Origin of the sequence: Halanaerobium saccharolyticum (assembly GCF_003053565.1) — a bacterium.
GTDB lineage: Bacteria > Bacillota > Halanaerobiia > Halanaerobiales > Halanaerobiaceae > Halanaerobium > Halanaerobium saccharolyticum_B.
This window is the reverse complement of record NZ_QAXS01000024.1, coordinates 36,622-52,554: the sequence shown is the minus strand read 5'-3', so window position 1 is coordinate 52,554 and position 15,933 is coordinate 36,622. Positions and strand designations below refer to the sequence as shown.

The 15,933-nt window shown below is 37.1% G+C and carries 12 protein-coding genes and 1 pseudogene; 10 read left to right on the top strand and 3 right to left on the bottom strand.

All coding sequences use genetic code 11. The features are described 5' to 3' along the window. Positions 1-236 precede the first annotated feature (236 nt). From gltB to C8C76_RS09960, 8 genes and pseudogenes are all read left to right on the top strand, one after another. Entirely contained in the window at positions 237-4,859 is a 4,623-nt protein-coding gene (gene gltB, locus C8C76_RS09995; RefSeq protein ID WP_108141230.1) for a glutamate synthase large subunit, read from the top strand. A gap of 18 nt (positions 4,860-4,877) precedes the next feature. After that, positions 4,878-6,377 (top strand): glutamate synthase subunit beta, encoded by a 1,500-nt coding sequence (locus C8C76_RS09990; protein WP_108141228.1) that lies wholly within the window; start codon positions 4,878-4,880, stop codon positions 6,375-6,377. A gap of 216 nt (positions 6,378-6,593) precedes the next feature. Beyond that, the gene (locus tag C8C76_RS09985) at positions 6,594-7,007 is read left to right on the top strand and encodes a hypothetical protein (RefSeq protein WP_108141226.1); all 414 of its coding nucleotides are present in this window, start codon (positions 6,594-6,596) and stop codon (positions 7,005-7,007) included. Positions 7,008-8,881: 1,874 nt separating this feature from the next. Then, a pseudogene (locus C8C76_RS15515) lies at positions 8,882-8,977 on the top strand (SEC-C metal-binding domain-containing protein); the annotation flags it as partial. Between the two features lie 22 nt (positions 8,978-8,999). Beyond that, positions 9,000-9,341, top strand: coding sequence for a nucleotidyltransferase family protein (locus C8C76_RS09975; RefSeq protein ID WP_181248192.1), 342 nt, complete (start codon positions 9,000-9,002; stop codon positions 9,339-9,341). Next, positions 9,338-9,817, top strand: a complete 480-nt coding sequence (locus C8C76_RS09970) for a hypothetical protein (RefSeq protein WP_181248191.1) — start codon at positions 9,338-9,340, stop codon at positions 9,815-9,817. The genes C8C76_RS09975 and C8C76_RS09970 overlap by 4 nt, the downstream gene beginning before the upstream one ends. An 88-nt stretch (positions 9,818-9,905) precedes the next feature. After that, positions 9,906-10,853, top strand: a complete 948-nt coding sequence (locus C8C76_RS09965; protein ID WP_108141222.1) for a chemotaxis protein — start codon at positions 9,906-9,908, stop codon at positions 10,851-10,853. 496 nt (positions 10,854-11,349) lie between these two features. Further along, entirely contained in the window at positions 11,350-12,237 is an 888-nt protein-coding gene (locus C8C76_RS09960) for a DUF4351 domain-containing protein (RefSeq protein WP_108141220.1), read from the top strand. Between the two features lie 354 nt (positions 12,238-12,591). Here C8C76_RS09960 and C8C76_RS09955 read toward each other — a convergent pair whose 3' ends face one another. From C8C76_RS09955 to C8C76_RS09950, 3 genes are all read right to left on the bottom strand, one after another. Beyond that, complete coding sequence (locus tag C8C76_RS09955; protein WP_108141218.1) at positions 12,592-13,335, bottom strand: hypothetical protein; 744 nt, start codon at positions 13,333-13,335, stop codon at positions 12,592-12,594. A 161-nt stretch (positions 13,336-13,496) separates the two neighbouring features. Beyond that, positions 13,497-13,658 (bottom strand): hypothetical protein, encoded by a 162-nt coding sequence (locus C8C76_RS15150; protein ID WP_181248190.1) that lies wholly within the window; start codon positions 13,656-13,658, stop codon positions 13,497-13,499. Next, positions 13,655-14,863, bottom strand: a complete 1,209-nt coding sequence (locus C8C76_RS09950) for a hypothetical protein (RefSeq protein ID WP_108141216.1) — start codon at positions 14,861-14,863, stop codon at positions 13,655-13,657. Before C8C76_RS09950 ends, C8C76_RS15150 begins: the two co-directional genes overlap by 4 nt. 285 nt (positions 14,864-15,148) lie before the next feature. On the opposite strand from C8C76_RS09950, the gene flgM reads away from it, so the two are divergent. Both flgM and C8C76_RS09940 read left to right on the top strand, forming a co-directional pair. After that, positions 15,149-15,421 (top strand): flagellar biosynthesis anti-sigma factor FlgM, encoded by a 273-nt coding sequence (gene flgM / locus C8C76_RS09945; protein WP_108141214.1) that lies wholly within the window; start codon positions 15,149-15,151, stop codon positions 15,419-15,421. A 3-nt stretch (positions 15,422-15,424) separates the two neighbouring features. Beyond that, positions 15,425-15,925 (top strand): flagellar protein FlgN, encoded by a 501-nt coding sequence (locus C8C76_RS09940; protein WP_108141213.1) that lies wholly within the window; start codon positions 15,425-15,427, stop codon positions 15,923-15,925. Positions 15,926-15,933 lie beyond the last annotated feature (8 nt).

Below are 15,933 nucleotides of genomic sequence, written 5' to 3'. Positions count from 1 at the left end.
TGGTTTCTGTGATATCTTTGTCCATAGTATATGCTCCTTATTTTTTGGGATTTGGACAAAGACTATCCTAATCCCAATTATAAGGAGTTTTTCTAATTTAAGCAAGTATTTTCGCTAAAAATCGAACTTGACTTTTCTTAAATATTTTTATGCAATGCTAGTGATATTTTATATATTTGGACCTGGTTTAAGAGAAATTAAGCACAAACTAATTTAAGAGAGAAGGAATGATTTATATGACTTTTACAAAGATGCCTGAGAAGCAGGGATTGTACAGTCCAGAATTTGAACATGATGCCTGTGGTATGGGATTTGTAAGCCATATTAAAGGTAGAAAGTCGCATCAGATAGTTGAGCAGGCCTTAGAAGTCCTGGTCAATTTAAGCCACCGGGGAGCAAGTGGTAGTGAAGAGAATACTGGTGATGGTGCCGGTATCCTAATTCAGCTTCCTGACAGCTTTTTGAGGCAGCAGATGGAGACTGAGGGAGTATCTCTCCCAGAAAAAGGAGAATATGGAGCAGGAATGGTTTTTCTGCCCCGAGAAGAAGAGAAGCGAGAAAAAGTTCAGGCAATTGTTAAAGAAGTTGTAGAAGAAACAGGACAAAAACTTATTGGCTGGCGGAAAGTTCCCGTTCAGACAGCAGAAATAGGAAAATCAGCCTTAGAAGTTATGCCAGATTTTTATCAAATTTTTATTGAGAAGTCTAAAGAAGTAGAGCAGGGAATAGATTTTGAACGCAAATTATATTTGATCCGCAAAAAAATTGAAAATAAGATTCGTAACTCGGAGTATAAAGGAGAGCTCTATTTTGCCTCTCTCTCCAGCCGCACCTTAGTCTATAAGGGAATGTTAACTCCCGGGCAGCTGGAAGGATTTTTCCCGGATTTAAGTCAGCCGGAGCTTAAAACTGCGATTGCCTTAGTGCATTCACGCTTTAGCACCAATACCTTTCCCTCCTGGGAAAGGGCTCATCCCAATCGCTATCTAATCCACAATGGTGAGATCAATACCATGCTGGGTAATCAAAACTGGATGCGGGCCCGGGAAGGAATCTTTGCCAGTGATATTTTCAGCGATGATTTAAAAGAGCTGCTGCCGGTTATTGCTCCTGAAGGCAGTGATTCAGCGCGTTTTGATAATGTTTTGGAGTTTTTAGCTTTAAACGGTCGCTCACTGGCTCATTCGGTGATGATGATGATTCCAGAGCCCTGGGAGCACAACGAAGAGATGGAAAAAAAGAAGCGCGACTTTTATCATTACCACAGTACGATTATGGAAGCCTGGGATGGCCCGGCCGCAATGGCCTTTACTGACGGTACCCAGGTGGGAGCTGTGCTGGACCGCAATGGTCTTCGTCCTTCCCGCTATTATCTGACAGATGATGATCTCTTAATTTTATCATCAGAGGTCGGTGTACTTGAGCTGCCGGAGGAGAAAGTTGTCAGCAAACAGCGCCTGGAGCCAGGTAAAATGCTGCTTTTAGATACGGAAAAAGGAAGAATAATTAATGACCAGGAACTGAAAGCAGAGATTGCAGCAGCAGAGCCCTACGGAAAATGGCTAAAAGAAGAGCTGATAGAATTGAAAGATTTAAAAATAGAAGCTTCAAAAAATCAGTCGCCTGCTAAAAAAGAGACAGCAATAAACGCGACGGATTCAAAATCCAGTGGCCTGGTCAAACTGCAGAAGAGTTTCGGCTACAGTTATGAGGACCTGCAGAAGATTTTAATTCCGATGGCCCGGGATGGAGTCGATCCAATTGGCTCGATGGGAAATGATGCTTCCCTGGCAGTTTTATCTGACCAGCCGCAGCTTTTATACAATTACTTTAAGCAGCGCTTTGCTCAGGTAACAAACCCTCCCATTGATTCGATTAGAGAAAAGCTGATTACTGCTACCAATACCTTTTTAGGTTCAGAAGGCAATTTATTAGGGCCTGATGCTAAAAGCTGCCGCCAGCTGGAGTTGGAGCACCCTCTGCTGAGCAATGAGGAGCTGGAGCTGATCAAAGAAATGGACCAGCCCGGTTTTAAAACAGCAACTCTGGAGATAGTCTTTGATAAAGAAAAAGAGAGCCTCGAAATGAGAATGGAAGAGCTATTTAAAGAGGCTGAGGAATTGATTGCTGAAGGAGTAAATATTTTAATTTTATCTGACCGGGGAGTAAATGGCAGCAAAGTAGCTGTGCCAGCCCTGCTGGCAGTCAGCGGCCTCCACCATTATTTAATTGAAAAGGGTCTGAGGACAGAGCTCAGTCTGGTTTTAGAATCAGGTGAGCCGAAAGAAGTTCATCATTTTTCAGTCTTAATTGGTTATGGCCTGGATGCCGTCAACCCCTATCTTGCCTTTGCAAGTCTGGAGGAGCTGGTTGAAAAGGGTCATTTAGAAATAACTAAAGAAGAGGCTAAGCAGAAATATATTAAAGCCGCTGTCAAGGGTGTTGTAAAAGTAATGGCCAAGATGGGAATTTCTACAGTCCAGAGCTACCGCGGAGCCCAGATTTTTGAGGCAATTGGAATTTCTGAGCAAGTTATCGATAAATACTTCTGCCGCACAGCTTCCCGGATTGGTGGAATCGGCATCGAAGAGATTGAAAAAGAAAGCATCATGCGCCACGACAGTGCCTTTAAGGGAATTAAAGTTGAAAAGGAAACCCTTGAGCCCGGCGGTAATTTTAGCTGGCGGAAGGATGGAGAAGAACACCTCTATGATCCGGAGACTATTTACCTGCTGCAGCGGGCAGTGAGAGAAGATAATTATCAGCTATTTAAAGAATACAGAGCCAAGATAAATAATCAGAGTACTAAAATGCTGACCTTAAGGGGACTTTTAGAACCTGAATACCAGCCGGAGCCGATTCCTCTAGAGGAAGTTGAGCCGGCAGCAGAGATTATGAAGCGCTTTAAAACGGGAGCCATGTCCTACGGCTCGATCAGTCAGGAAGCCCACGAGGCCCTGGCAATTGCGATGAATAGAATTGGCGGCAAGAGTAACACCGGAGAAGGTGGAGAAAATCCGGAGCGCTTTACCGTTGATCAAAATGGAGATTTAAGGAGCAGTGCTATTAAACAGGTTGCCTCCGGCCGCTTTGGCGTTAATTCTCACTACCTTGTCAATGCACAGGAGATTCAGATTAAGATGGCCCAGGGAGCAAAACCCGGTGAAGGTGGACAGCTGCCGGGTAAAAAGGCTTATCCCTGGATTGCAGAAACCAGAGGTACAACTCCCGGAGTAGGACTTATTTCACCACCTCCTCACCATGATATCTATTCGATTGAAGATCTGGCTCAGCTGATACACGATTTAAAAAATGCCAATCGGGAGGCCCGGATCAATGTTAAGCTGGTATCTGAGGTTGGAGTGGGAACAGTTGCAGCCGGAGTAGCCAAAGGTAAGGCAGATGTGATTTTAATCAGCGGTTATGATGGTGGTACAGGAGCTTCACCAAGAACCAGTATCCGCCACGCCGGACTGCCCTGGGAGCTTGGCCTGGCTGAGACCCACCAGACACTGGTTTTAAATGACTTAAGAGATCGAGTTACTTTAGAGACAGATGGGAAGATAATGACCGGAAAGGATCTGGCAGTGGCAGCAATGCTGGGAGCAGAAGAATATGGTTTTGCGACAACTCCCCTGGTTGCTTTAGGCTGTGTGATGATGCGGGTCTGCAGTAAAAATACCTGTCCGGTGGGAGTTGCAACTCAGGACCCGGAACTCAGGAAGAAGTTTCAGGGTAAGCCGGAGCATGTGGTTAACTTTATGCGCTTTATGGCAGAAGATTTTCGCCGGGAGCTGGCAGCTTTAGGTTTCCGCTCGGTTAATGAACTGGTCGGAAGAGTTGATAAGTTAAAGCAGGATAAAAGCAGAGAACACTGGAAAGCTAAAGGACTTGATTATGCTTCCATTTTATATCAACCAGAACAGGCTAAAGAAAAGGCAGTTTACTGCCAGCAGAAGCAGGACCACGGCCTGGAAAAAAGTCTGGACTTAAGAGAGCTGCTGGAGCTGACAAAAGAGTCAGTAGAAAATGGCTTCCGCTTAGAAAAAGATCTCAAGATAAAAAATACAGACCGGGTTGTCGGAACAATCCTGGGTAGTGAGATCACAAAGCGCTACGGAGCTGAGGGACTGAAAGAAGATACAATTCAACTCAACTTCACAGGCTCAGCCGGTCAGAGCTTTGCTGCCTTTCTGCCTCAGGGTGTAACTTTTAGGCTTAAAGGAGACAGCAACGATTATCTGGGCAAGGGACTCTCCGGAGCTAAGGTAATTGTTGAGAAATCAGAGAGCTCTAAATTTAAGGCTGAAGAAAATATTATCATCGGTAATGTGGCCTTTTTTGGAGCAACCTCCGGTGAAGCCTATATCGAAGGAAAGGCTGGTGAGCGTTTCTGTGTCCGCAACAGTGGAGTCAATGCTGTTGTTGAAGGCCTGGGAGACCACGGCTGTGAATACATGACAGGAGGCAGGGTTGTTGTCCTCGGTCAGGTGGGCCGCAATTTTGCTGCCGGCATGACCGGGGGAACCGCCTATGTCTTTGACCAGGAAGCTGACTTTAAAGATAAAGTAAATGGAGAGATGGTTGAACTTGATTATTTAACTGAAACTGAAGACGAAGCAGTTGTTAAAGAAATGGTTGAAGAGCATTTAAAATATACCGGCAGTGACCGGGCAGCTGAAATTTTAAATAACTGGCTCGACTACAAGGAGAAATTCATTCGGGTTATGCCCCGCGACTATCAGCGGATGATTAATGCGATTGCTGAATTTGAGGCCCAGGGACTTAAAAAAGATGCTGCTCTGATGAAGGCTTTTGAGGAAAATGCTCATGACAAAGCTCGAGTCAGCGGAAATTAGGACAGAGGAGGAGATAAAATGGGTAAAGCAACAGGATTTATGGAATATAAGCGGGAAGTACCGAAAGAGCGCTCCCCAAAAGAGAGAATAAAAGACTGGCAGGAATTTAAGAATAAGTTTAGCGAAGAAGCTGCTAAAATTCAGGGAGCCCGCTGCATGGAATGTGGTATCCCCTTCTGTCACAGCGGCCTGGAGATTGGTGGTATGGTTTCCGGTTGTCCGGTTAATAACCTGATTCCGGAGTGGAATGATTTAATCTATAAAAACAAATGGGAGGAAGCGGTTAGAAGGCTTTTAAAGACCAATAATTTTCCCGAATTTACGGGACGAGTCTGCCCCGCGCCCTGTGAGGGCTCCTGTACAGTGGGTTTAAATGACCCGGCAGTGACCATCAAGGCCAATGAATATCAGATTATAGAAAAGGCTTTTGCTGAGGGCTGGATTCAGCCGGAGCCGCCAGAAAAAAGAACAGGAAAATCAGCAGCAGTGGTTGGTTCTGGCCCGGCCGGACTGGCAGCGGCTGATCAGCTAAATAAGCTGGGACACAAAGTGACTGTTTATGAGCGCCAGGATAGAATCGGCGGCCTTTTGGTTTACGGTATTCCCAATATGAAACTAGATAAAGAAAAGGTACTCAAGCGCCGCCTGAAGCTCATGGAGGCCGAAGGAGTAGAGTTTATAACTGGCACAGAAATCGGCAGTGATCTGAGTTTAGAAGAACTCCAACGTGGGTTCGACGCGGTGGTCCTCACCGGAGGGGCTACCAAACCCCGCGACCTTGAGGTTCCAGGTCGCGCGGCAGAGGGAGTTCACTTTGCTGTTGACTATCTAAAAGCCAATACTAAGAGAATCTTAGGTGACCAAAATGAAGACTATATTTCAGCAGAAGCTAAGGATGTAATTGTAATTGGTGGTGGAGATACCGGGACTGACTGTGTGGCAACTGCAATCAGGCAGGGAGCTAAAACTGTCAATCAGTTTGAGATTATGCCCAAATCACCAGATGAGCGGCAGGCAGATAATCCCTGGCCGGAGTGGCCAAAAACGCTGAAGGTGGACTACGGCCAGGAAGAGGCAATCGAACTTTTTGGTTCTGATCCAAGAGAATTTCTAATTATGACCAAAGATATCCTGACTGCCGAAAATGATTCCGGTCAAAAAGCTGTCACTGGAGTCAGAACTGTTAAAATTAGCTGGGAAAAAGATGAAAACGGACGCTTTACTCCAGTCGAAAAAGCAGGCACCGAAAAAGTCTGGTCTGCAGATTTAATTCTGATTGCAATGGGTTTTTTAGGCCCGGAGGAAACTCTGATTGAGTCCTCAGGACTGGAGCAGGACAATCGCTCCAATGTTAAAGCAGACTATGGAGACTTTAAAACTAACCTTAACGGAGTATTTGCTGCCGGTGATATGCGCCGCGGCCAGAGTCTGGTGGTTAACGCCATTGATGAGGGCCGGAAAGCAGCGCGAGAAGTAGATTTGTACCTGGTTCAAAACTGCGGTTTTGAACCAGGTTAAAGAGTAATGATTCACAAAGTTATATTTTCTTTATTTACACCACCTCTTGTGGTATAATTTAAGTATTGACATCCTCCCCGCCCATTAACATGAGCGAGGCTTTCTCGGCTAAAGTAGGGTAATAATAGAAATTAAGTGAAGTCGAATGATAAGAGTAATTTATTAAAAAAATAGATGCCGCTCATGGAAATGATTAAGAGATAGGTGGTGTTAACTTTGGATCAGGAGCTTTTAGATGGTATCAGGCAGATAGTTCGAGAAGAAATATCTGGGGTTAAGGATGATGTGTCATCACTTAAAGGTGATGTTTCTTCATTAAAAAGTGATGTTTCTTCACTAAAGAATGATGTATCAGGTTTGAAAGATGATGTCTCTTTACTAAAGACTGATGTATCAATATTAAAGACTGATGTAGCTGAAATGAAGCCGCAACTTAAAGAAAATACTGATATGATTAGAACTTTACTTGCTAGGACTGAGACACATGGAGCCAAGTTGGATCAGCTTGATTTGAAAATGGCTAACCTTGAGGGTACTGAAAAAAGGCAAAATAAATTAGAAGAAGAATTTTATCATCACAGACATAAAATAGTAATCGAAACAGATAGTCCAGATTTTAAAGTTGGATAAGATTTACCAAACCACTATCCACCGCGGGTAGTGGTTTTTTGCTAGCTATATGATATAATAAATTTAAGCTTGAAAATAATACATAAAAGGATGGGTTAATGATGGCAGAATTTTTATTTAATAAAAAAGATTACGGCAGATTTTGTGAAAGCAAAGTACCTCTTGTTCAGCACTGGGCCTATAAACAGTTAATTAAACTTTATCCAGATTCTCAGCTTACATACAAATACACCAAAAGTTTTATTAAGCCGAAAATGATTAAAAAAATAGAGCGGTTGCAGTATACTCTTATGACATATTTAAGAGAAAACTGGCAGCTAATTGATTCTGATTTTTTATTTGGACTCGTAGAAGGAAAAACTGAGATTAGTTTTGAGATGCAGGCACATATTCTCAAAGCATTGGCACAAAAAGGAGTTGACAAAAATAGAATTGTTAATCTTCTTTTACAGATAGATGGACGGCAAACTAATGTAAGTACTTTTTTAGTAGTAATAGAAGCTCTGGAGATTTTGCAGACAGACGAAGCATATGCGATGCTGAGATATTTTGACAATGATTTCAGTTCTCCATTTCCTTACATGGAAACTTATATGGGAGCACTGATTTCCTATAAAGATGAAAAAGATATCAAACTTATTTTAGAAACTCTTATAAAAAAATCAGAAAAATTTGATCAGGAAGATGTTATTGCTAAATTCAATACTTTATTTAAGGCAGAAGAGTTTAGTTATTTGTTCCGTAATTTCTTTCAACAGCAGCCGTTGGAAGAGTCAATTGAAACTTTAAAAGATTATTATCCAAATAACAAAGGAGTAAATCAGCTCGATTTATTTTTAGGAGAAGAACTTTATAAACTCCATCATAACAATCAATATTTTGAGTTTATTTATCAACTTTCAGAAAAGATTATATCAGAGTTAAATCAGCGCTATAGTTTTACTAAAACACTAGAACTGGATAATTTTAATTTAGAATTTTTAAATAAAGAAAAAGGAAAAATGAGAGAAGAGGATTACTGGCTGCTTTATCTTTTAAACTTTATCCTGGATAATAAAAAAGAAATACAACAGAAATTCTCAGTCAGATTTTTTAGTTTGGAACTGGTAGTAATGCTTTTAGTAGTTCTGGAAGATAATGATTATCAGACAATGCTCGAAAAAGCAAAAGAAGGGCAGGAATACCTCTGGCAGCAGATGACTTTAGATCGAGAAAAGCTGCCGGAAGAGTTAGTTGATCTTTTTTTAAATAGTGGAGATATTTTTGAAGACAGAGTAATTGCATATTTACAAAATAATAGATATGCTTCTTCAATCAGCAGAATGCTTGACTATCTGGTTAAAATTAATTCAGTTAAATCAGTGCCTACAATTATTGAGCTGGTTAATGAGAAACAGGGAGATATTATCTGCGAGGAAGCTGTCAAAGCTTTAGAAAAAATTGATGGTTATCAGCTGGAGACGGTGACTCAGGGAATGGAAGCCGGTGATTCAACTACTCATATATTTGTCAGCAGTGCCCTGGAGCAATTTGCAACCGATCAGGCAGCGGAAAAAACGATTGAATATTGGGAGCAGGGTATACTTGATTTTCATGAAATGTTTGTTTTAACTCTGCGGGAAATAGGGAGTAAAGTCGGTTATGATTATCTGGCAGAGGCAAATATTCAAAATGCACCTGAATATATATTAGAAACTCTAATTATTCTAGGAATTATTCATGGTGAAGAAAAGAAACGGCTTAAACTTTATCAGGATAATTTAAAAGAACAAAAAGATGCCAGAAAGAATAATGATTTTTTTGATCTTTTTAGTCAGGCTCCAGGCGGAGATTTTAATACAGTAGATGAGGATGAAGAATATTCTCGTAATAATGAGGGGACAATTATCAGAACAGAGAAAAAAGTAGGACGCAATGATCCCTGTCCCTGTGGTAGTGGAAAAAAGTATAAAAAGTGCTGTGGAAGATAAATTTAAGAAAGCAGGTGAGATCATGAGCAAAAAATATCCACTTTTGTTTAAAGACAGCAAAAAGGAAGAAAAGGAAAAACGGCGGCAGGAAGCTCTGATTAAAGCAAAAAAGGCAGCAAAAATACTAAAAGATAAATATAAAGCTGAAAAAGTGGTATTATTTGGTTCTGTTTTGGATCAAGACAGGTTTTACCTGCGTTCAGATGTAGATCTGGCTGTTTTTGGGCTTAAAGATGAATTCTTTTATAAGGCTTATGCAGAAGTGATGAACATTTTAAGTGGATTTGAAGTTGATCTCCTTGATTATAAGGAATGCCGTGAATCTTTCAAAAAAGAAATTAAAGAGCGAGGTGTAGAATTATGACTGAAAGAGGAATTTTAACTTTTATCGCTAAAATTGAAGATGAACTGACTGAATTAGATCAGCTTAAAGATAGAATTCAAACAGTCTGGGGAAAATATAAAATTAATGGAGATGAATTTTATCTGGATAGTGTTGCTCTAAATCTTCACGGACTCTATTCAGGCTTTGAGAAAATATTTTTGGAAGTGGCAAAAGAAATAGATGAAAATATACCAGAGGGTTCCTCCTGGCATAAAGAACTGCTGGATCAAATGGCTTTAAAAATCAAAAACTTAAGGCCAGCTCTGATTTCTAAGGAGAGTAGAGATATTCTGGATGAATACAGGGCTTTTAGACATATTGTTAGAAATGTTTATGCCAACAAATATTCAGATAAAAAAATATCTATTTTGTTAGATAACTTTTCCAACGAATATAGCAAGGTAAAAAAAGAAATTCAGGATTTTCTAAATTTTTTAGAAGAAGATATTGATTAAATTATTTTTTAGGATGCCTGTTAAAATCAGTTAAAATATTATATAATTAGTAACAATAACTAAAAAGAGAGAGTTTAGGGGGCATATCATGGCGAAAAAACAGGATATATTACTGGAGAGTGGGACCGGAGAACTGGAAATACTTAAGTTTATAGTAGATGACAGCTCATATGCGATAAATGTATTAAAGGTAAGAGAGATTTTGCGGGTTAAAAAAGAAGATATTAAAAAGCTGCCCGAGAAGTCAGATGTTATTTTAGGAATGACCAACATCCGCGGAGATGTTATAATGATCGTTAATTTAAGTTCCTATCTTAATTCTGAACTGATTGAAAATGATGGGGTTATCATGTCAATTCTGGCGGAGTTTAATAATACCAAGATATTATTTGCAGTTGATAATGTGGTTGGTATTGACCGTATCGGCTGGGATGATATTCAGCCACCAGATCGGATGATGGGGGAGCTTGTCAATGGGGTTATTAAGTCAGAGGAAAACAAAGATTTAATTAACTTTTTAAATTTCGAAAAGATTTTAGAAGATCTGCAGCCTGAAATTGGCAGTGAAATTGATGTTCAGCCCGAAGCGCCGGCTGATGTAAGAGCAAAGAGAAAAAATAAAACTCTGGCTCTGGCTGATGATTCACCAACAACCAGAAATATGATTAAGGATACCTTAGTGGAAGCAGGTTATGAAGATTTTAAAATTTACAGTGATGGCCAAAAGCTCTATGAACATTTAATGGAGATTAAAGAAAACAATCCTGAAGACAGTATTTTGGATCATGTTCAGGGAATTATTACTGATATTGAAATGCCGAATATGGACGGCCATACTTTAATTAGAAAAATTCACGAAGACCGCTATTTAAGAAAATTGCCGACGGTTATTTTCTCGTCTTTGATTAGTGAGGATCTCTTACATAAGGGTAAGGAAGTTGGAGCAGATGCTCAGATAACCAAACCGGAGCTTGATAAAATGGTTGGGGTTATTGATCAGCTGGTTAAGGTGAGGAAGCCGATATCTGATTATTAATAAAAGCTATAAAATTGAGCTCCGAATTCTATTTAGAAGCAACTAAGATTCATCAAAGACTTAAATTAAGCTACCTGCCTTATCGGGACCTCCTGTCCCGGCGGCAGTTCAGGACATCGTGTCCTTCAGCTTAATTTAAGTCTTTTCTTTATCAAGTTGCTTTAGCAAAATATAATAAGTCACTCAATTTTATAGCTTTTATTTGATGGACGATCAAAAGCCTTCGCTTCGTGTCCTTCAGCTCAATTTAGCTTTTATCTTTATCAAGTTATTTTAACAAAAAATATTAAGTCACTCTATTTCTTATTCTTTTATTTTGGGTAATGATAAGCATTTTTCTCATTAAGTTATTTTAGCTAAATTTTTTAAGTCATTTAATTTTATAGCTTTTATTTGCGGATATTTTTTTGCTCATAAAATAATTATTTTACTTTATTTCCAAATTATCCTACGATATACTTTTAATAGTATAAATATTAGAAAAGGAGGAAATTTAATGCAGCAGTTTGATGTGACGGCTCATAATTATAACTTTGTTTTTAAAGATTCTTTCAGTCTCTTTAAAAATGATATTGGCGATTTCTTAAAGGTGGAGCTGCCTGGAATTGATTCTTATCTGGAGACTGAATTTGCTGAGATTGAAACAAGTGCGGAAAGGATGGATTTAAATTTTAAATTAGAAGATGGTTCAATTTTGCATTTAGAAGAAGAGATAGAGGTTTCTGTTGACGATCTGATTCGTTTTGCTTCCTATGACCTAAAGTTGTATAATAGATATAGAGATAGGATTCGGACTATAATTTTATGTATTAAGGGTTATCCAGCTTCAGAGGCAGCTTTTAATGCTGGGAGCCTGGGTTACAACACAACTGTTGTTAATATGTCTGATAAAGATGGTAAAGAAAAGATGAAAGAATTAAGAGAGAAAATAGAGAAAGGGAAAGAAATTAATTATCTTGAATTAATATTTCTTCCGCTGATGAATAGTGATCAGGATATGGTTAAACGGGTTAAAGAGACTATTGAACTGGAAGATAAGCTGGATGCTGATCAAAAATTTAAGAATAATTTGGCTGCTCTAACTATTGTGTTATGTGATAAATTTTTAAGCAGTGAAAATATGATAGAATTATGGAGGGATCGCAAAATGGTTAAATTTTTTAAATATGTTGAAGAGCAGGGTAAGAAAAAAGGAAAAGACGAAGGAAAACAGGAAGAAGCAAGAATGCTCATACTCAGACAAATAAAAGCAAAATTTGGTGACTCCGATAATGAGATCATTGATTTAATTAATAAAGCTGAGTTGAGTAAAATTGAAGACTTAAGCGAAAAAATAATAACTGCAGATTCTAAAGAAGAAATAATAGATTTTTTGAAGCATTAATTGAAAGCTGCATAGACTAATGAAAACCGGCCGGGTTAAAACTCAGCCGGTTTCTTGATTTTTAACAGGTGGAATAATTTTTAGAATTCAGGGAGTTGCTTCCAGTGAGGCAAACCAGGCGGCAGTTGTCAAAGCAGTTTTAGATTTAGAACTGGCCATGAGATTATCGATTCAAAGTTTTCGGGTCAATGGGAGCTCAGAGGATTTAACTGAGCTGGCAAAGAATCTTTCAGCATTAATTAAGAAGTTTAAAGTTAAATAAGAAAAAAATAAAAGTATCAGGATTCTTAATCATCTTAAGTTTCCTGATACTTTTCAGTATTTAAAATTAAAAAGTTGATAAAGATGAAGGTTTTACTGTTCATTAAGATTTAAACTTAATTGATGTTTTTTAATTGCTTCATCTTCTCTTTTTATTTTTACTTTTAAAAATTCTTTTCTAAGTTCTGTTATAGTCCTTTTGTCTTCTATGTTTAAGCTGTATCCATCATTAATACTTTCATAATTAAAATCTTCAATATTTTGAGCTAATATAGATATGATTTTATTAAGATAATTCCTAGCTTTATTACGAATAAATCTTTTAGTTTCAGAATTACTCCAGGTGTTCCAAATTTTAATCACATTTTCAAGAATATCTGTTTCTATATCTAAAATTATTTCTTCATTATTATCTGAATAATCAAGTTGTCCCAGGAAAACACCAAAATTACTTTTTAGTCTTTTATAAAAGACAATTTCCCCATATTCATCAGTTTCACCGGAACTATCAAGAGGTATTAAATAAAGTGGGGCAATAATTGTATCTTTTTCTAAGTTCATTACTTTAACTTGATTTTTAAAATCAATATCAGATAGTGAATTATTAGGATCCATAAAATTCAGGAAAAGATTATTATCTTTTTCCGAAAAATATGATGTTGAAGGTAGATTTGTTTTTTCATTAACCAATAAGCCTAAATTTCTGCCCATTTCTATTATTGTCTCAGTAAATTTAGCAAGATAATCACTTTTAACAAAATTATAATTTAAGAGGCCACAAAAATTTTTAGCCTCAACACCAAAACTCTCTGAAATCAAATCTGCGTTGTATACCAAAAAGGAATTGGCCTGTTTTGTAGATCGGGTATTTTTATCATCAAGATTAAAACACTGATTTTTACATTCGATAGTAAGAAAGTTTTTCTTCTCATTATTGATAAGTATAACTTCAGGTTTTGGATTATCTATAAATTGAATATTATTTTGATTTAAAACATTTACATGACGAGGGGTAAAGTCATTTCTGGTTCAATAACAAGTATTTCATATCCTTTATTTTTAAAATAAGGGTTTATCCAGCTTTCTCTCCCTTTTAAAGACATCCAGAGTAATAAATTTAACTGCATCAAGGGGTTTTTTTCTAAAGAAATATCAATCATGACTTTAACCCTCCTTCAAGAAAGCTCTTTTCGAGAAATTTATCATAAGATTCATCTCCAATATATACTTTAAAGTTAGGCTCTAAAAAGGTTTGGATATTTGTAATAAATCTATTTATTGTATTTCCACAGACTCCTTCCGGTAAAATCAAAACAAACAAATCAGGAGTAATTTCCAGAAAAACTTCTTTCCAGAGGTGGAGATCTAAACCATAAATATGATATTTTTTCTCAGAAATTTTTAGAGGTTCCCCCCAGAGTCTGAAATTTTTATTTCTTTGCTGGAAGATTTTATAAATAAAATTTTTAAAGACAGTTAAATCCAGACTTTCTTCAAATTCAATAATTACTGGACTACCTTTTATTGTATAACCACTGCTTTGAAAGTTGTGTTTTTCCTGCTTTAACCATGTTTTTTCTTCGAGCAATTTATTTAAATAACTGTAATTATCAAGAAGAAATTTGATATTATGGTGTAAATCGATAAAGCTTCTGCTGCGGTTAGTAATCTTTCCATTATTATAGAGGTCGATGCCACCACCACTTTTGGCTGGGATTCTGAGCATAGATATTGAATTTGCTGCTGGCCAATATTTCATTTTTCTTAATTCGGGTAATATTTTATTTACATTATTTATGCTTTCACTTAAATTGAAATCTTTATGAGTTTCAATGTTTTTTAAATCCTCAATTAGTTCTTTTGGTTTATCTTCACTAATAAAATTTTTGTTTATGTTCGTTTTTAATTCACTATCATATTTCATTTTTAATTTGACATAACGATAATCATTAAAATTGTTTTTGATGTAATTATAAAAATTATAGTAGAATGAGTCTGCCAGCCACAAAGTATCAAGAAGTGGTGAATTCTGAATGACTTTCATTAATTTATTTTCAATAATCTCTGTAGTTCTTGTTGAATAAAAAATAAAATATCTATTATTATAACTTTCAATCCAGGCTGCTGGCTTACCATCTTCCTGATCATCATCAATCTCTATAATCTCCCCTTTTAATTCAGATAAGTTATAATGATTATTGATTTCGTCGAAAAAATTTTTCTTATGATTAACACTGGAAGTTTCTATAATATATGATTTAAGAAGAGGAGATCTAGTTTTATGACGGTCTAATTCATCCTTTTTTTCGGCAGAATGCTTATTAAAATAACTGAACAATTCTTCTCTGGATTTATAATAACTCATATCTATCTCCCCTCTCTTAGATTGCTACTTTAATTATAATACATCTGTTTGTTAAAAACAACTGTGAGAATGAAAAAATTTCCAAAAAGAAGATTTCAAATTGTATTTAAAAATAATAAAACAATAAAGCCAAATCAAGCTAAAAAACAGAGTAAATAGCAGATAAACAACTTTAATCACCTTCAACCACCTCAAATCACCATAAATCAAATTTAATAATTCCACCACTCTGACGATAATATAAGCAGAAGATAAAAATGAATCAATTTTTAGGAGGGAGCAGCCATGAAAATTAACAACATTCAAGCAGGCAAGATCAATCAGTATTATAAACAGCTGCAGCAGAAGCAGACAGAAAAGAGTAAGACACAAAATGACAGTACTCAAATTTCTGCTAAAGCCAAAGAAATCATGACTGCCAGAGCTGAGCTCAAAAAAATGCCTCAGGTTAGAGAAGAGAAGGTTGCAGCCTTAAAGGAAAAAGTTCAGTCCAGTAATTACCAGGTTGACAGCAAAAAGCTGGCTGCAAAAATTTTAAATAATGTTGAGCAGGTGTAAATAATGTCAGATAAGCTAAAAAAAGAGCTTTTAAATATTTTAAAAGAAGAAAAAGAACTCTATCAAAAACTTTTTGAGATTGCTGAAGCAAAAAATGAAGCTTTGGTAAATAATGATACAGATAAATTAGTGGAAACAGTGGAAAATGATAGAGAAGTAATTTCCGAGATCGAAGCTAAGGATCAGCAGAGAAATGATAAGATTCAGGAGATCAAAGCTGAATTTGAAATAGAATTAGAAAAAGACTCCTACAGCAATTTAATTAAAAAACTGCCTGCAGAGTGGGGAGAAACTTTAAACCCGATTCGAGAGGAATTAATCGAGCTGACTGATGAGTTTCACAATTTAAATGAGCAGAATCAGCTGCTTTTAACCCAGGCACTGGAGTTAAATCAGCTTTCTTTTGAAACAATAATGGAAAACATTAAAAAAGAAGATACTACTTATTCTAAAGATGCAAAAGTAAAGAAAGAACAGCCGCGAATTATAAATAAAAAAGGCTAGGGTGAGAA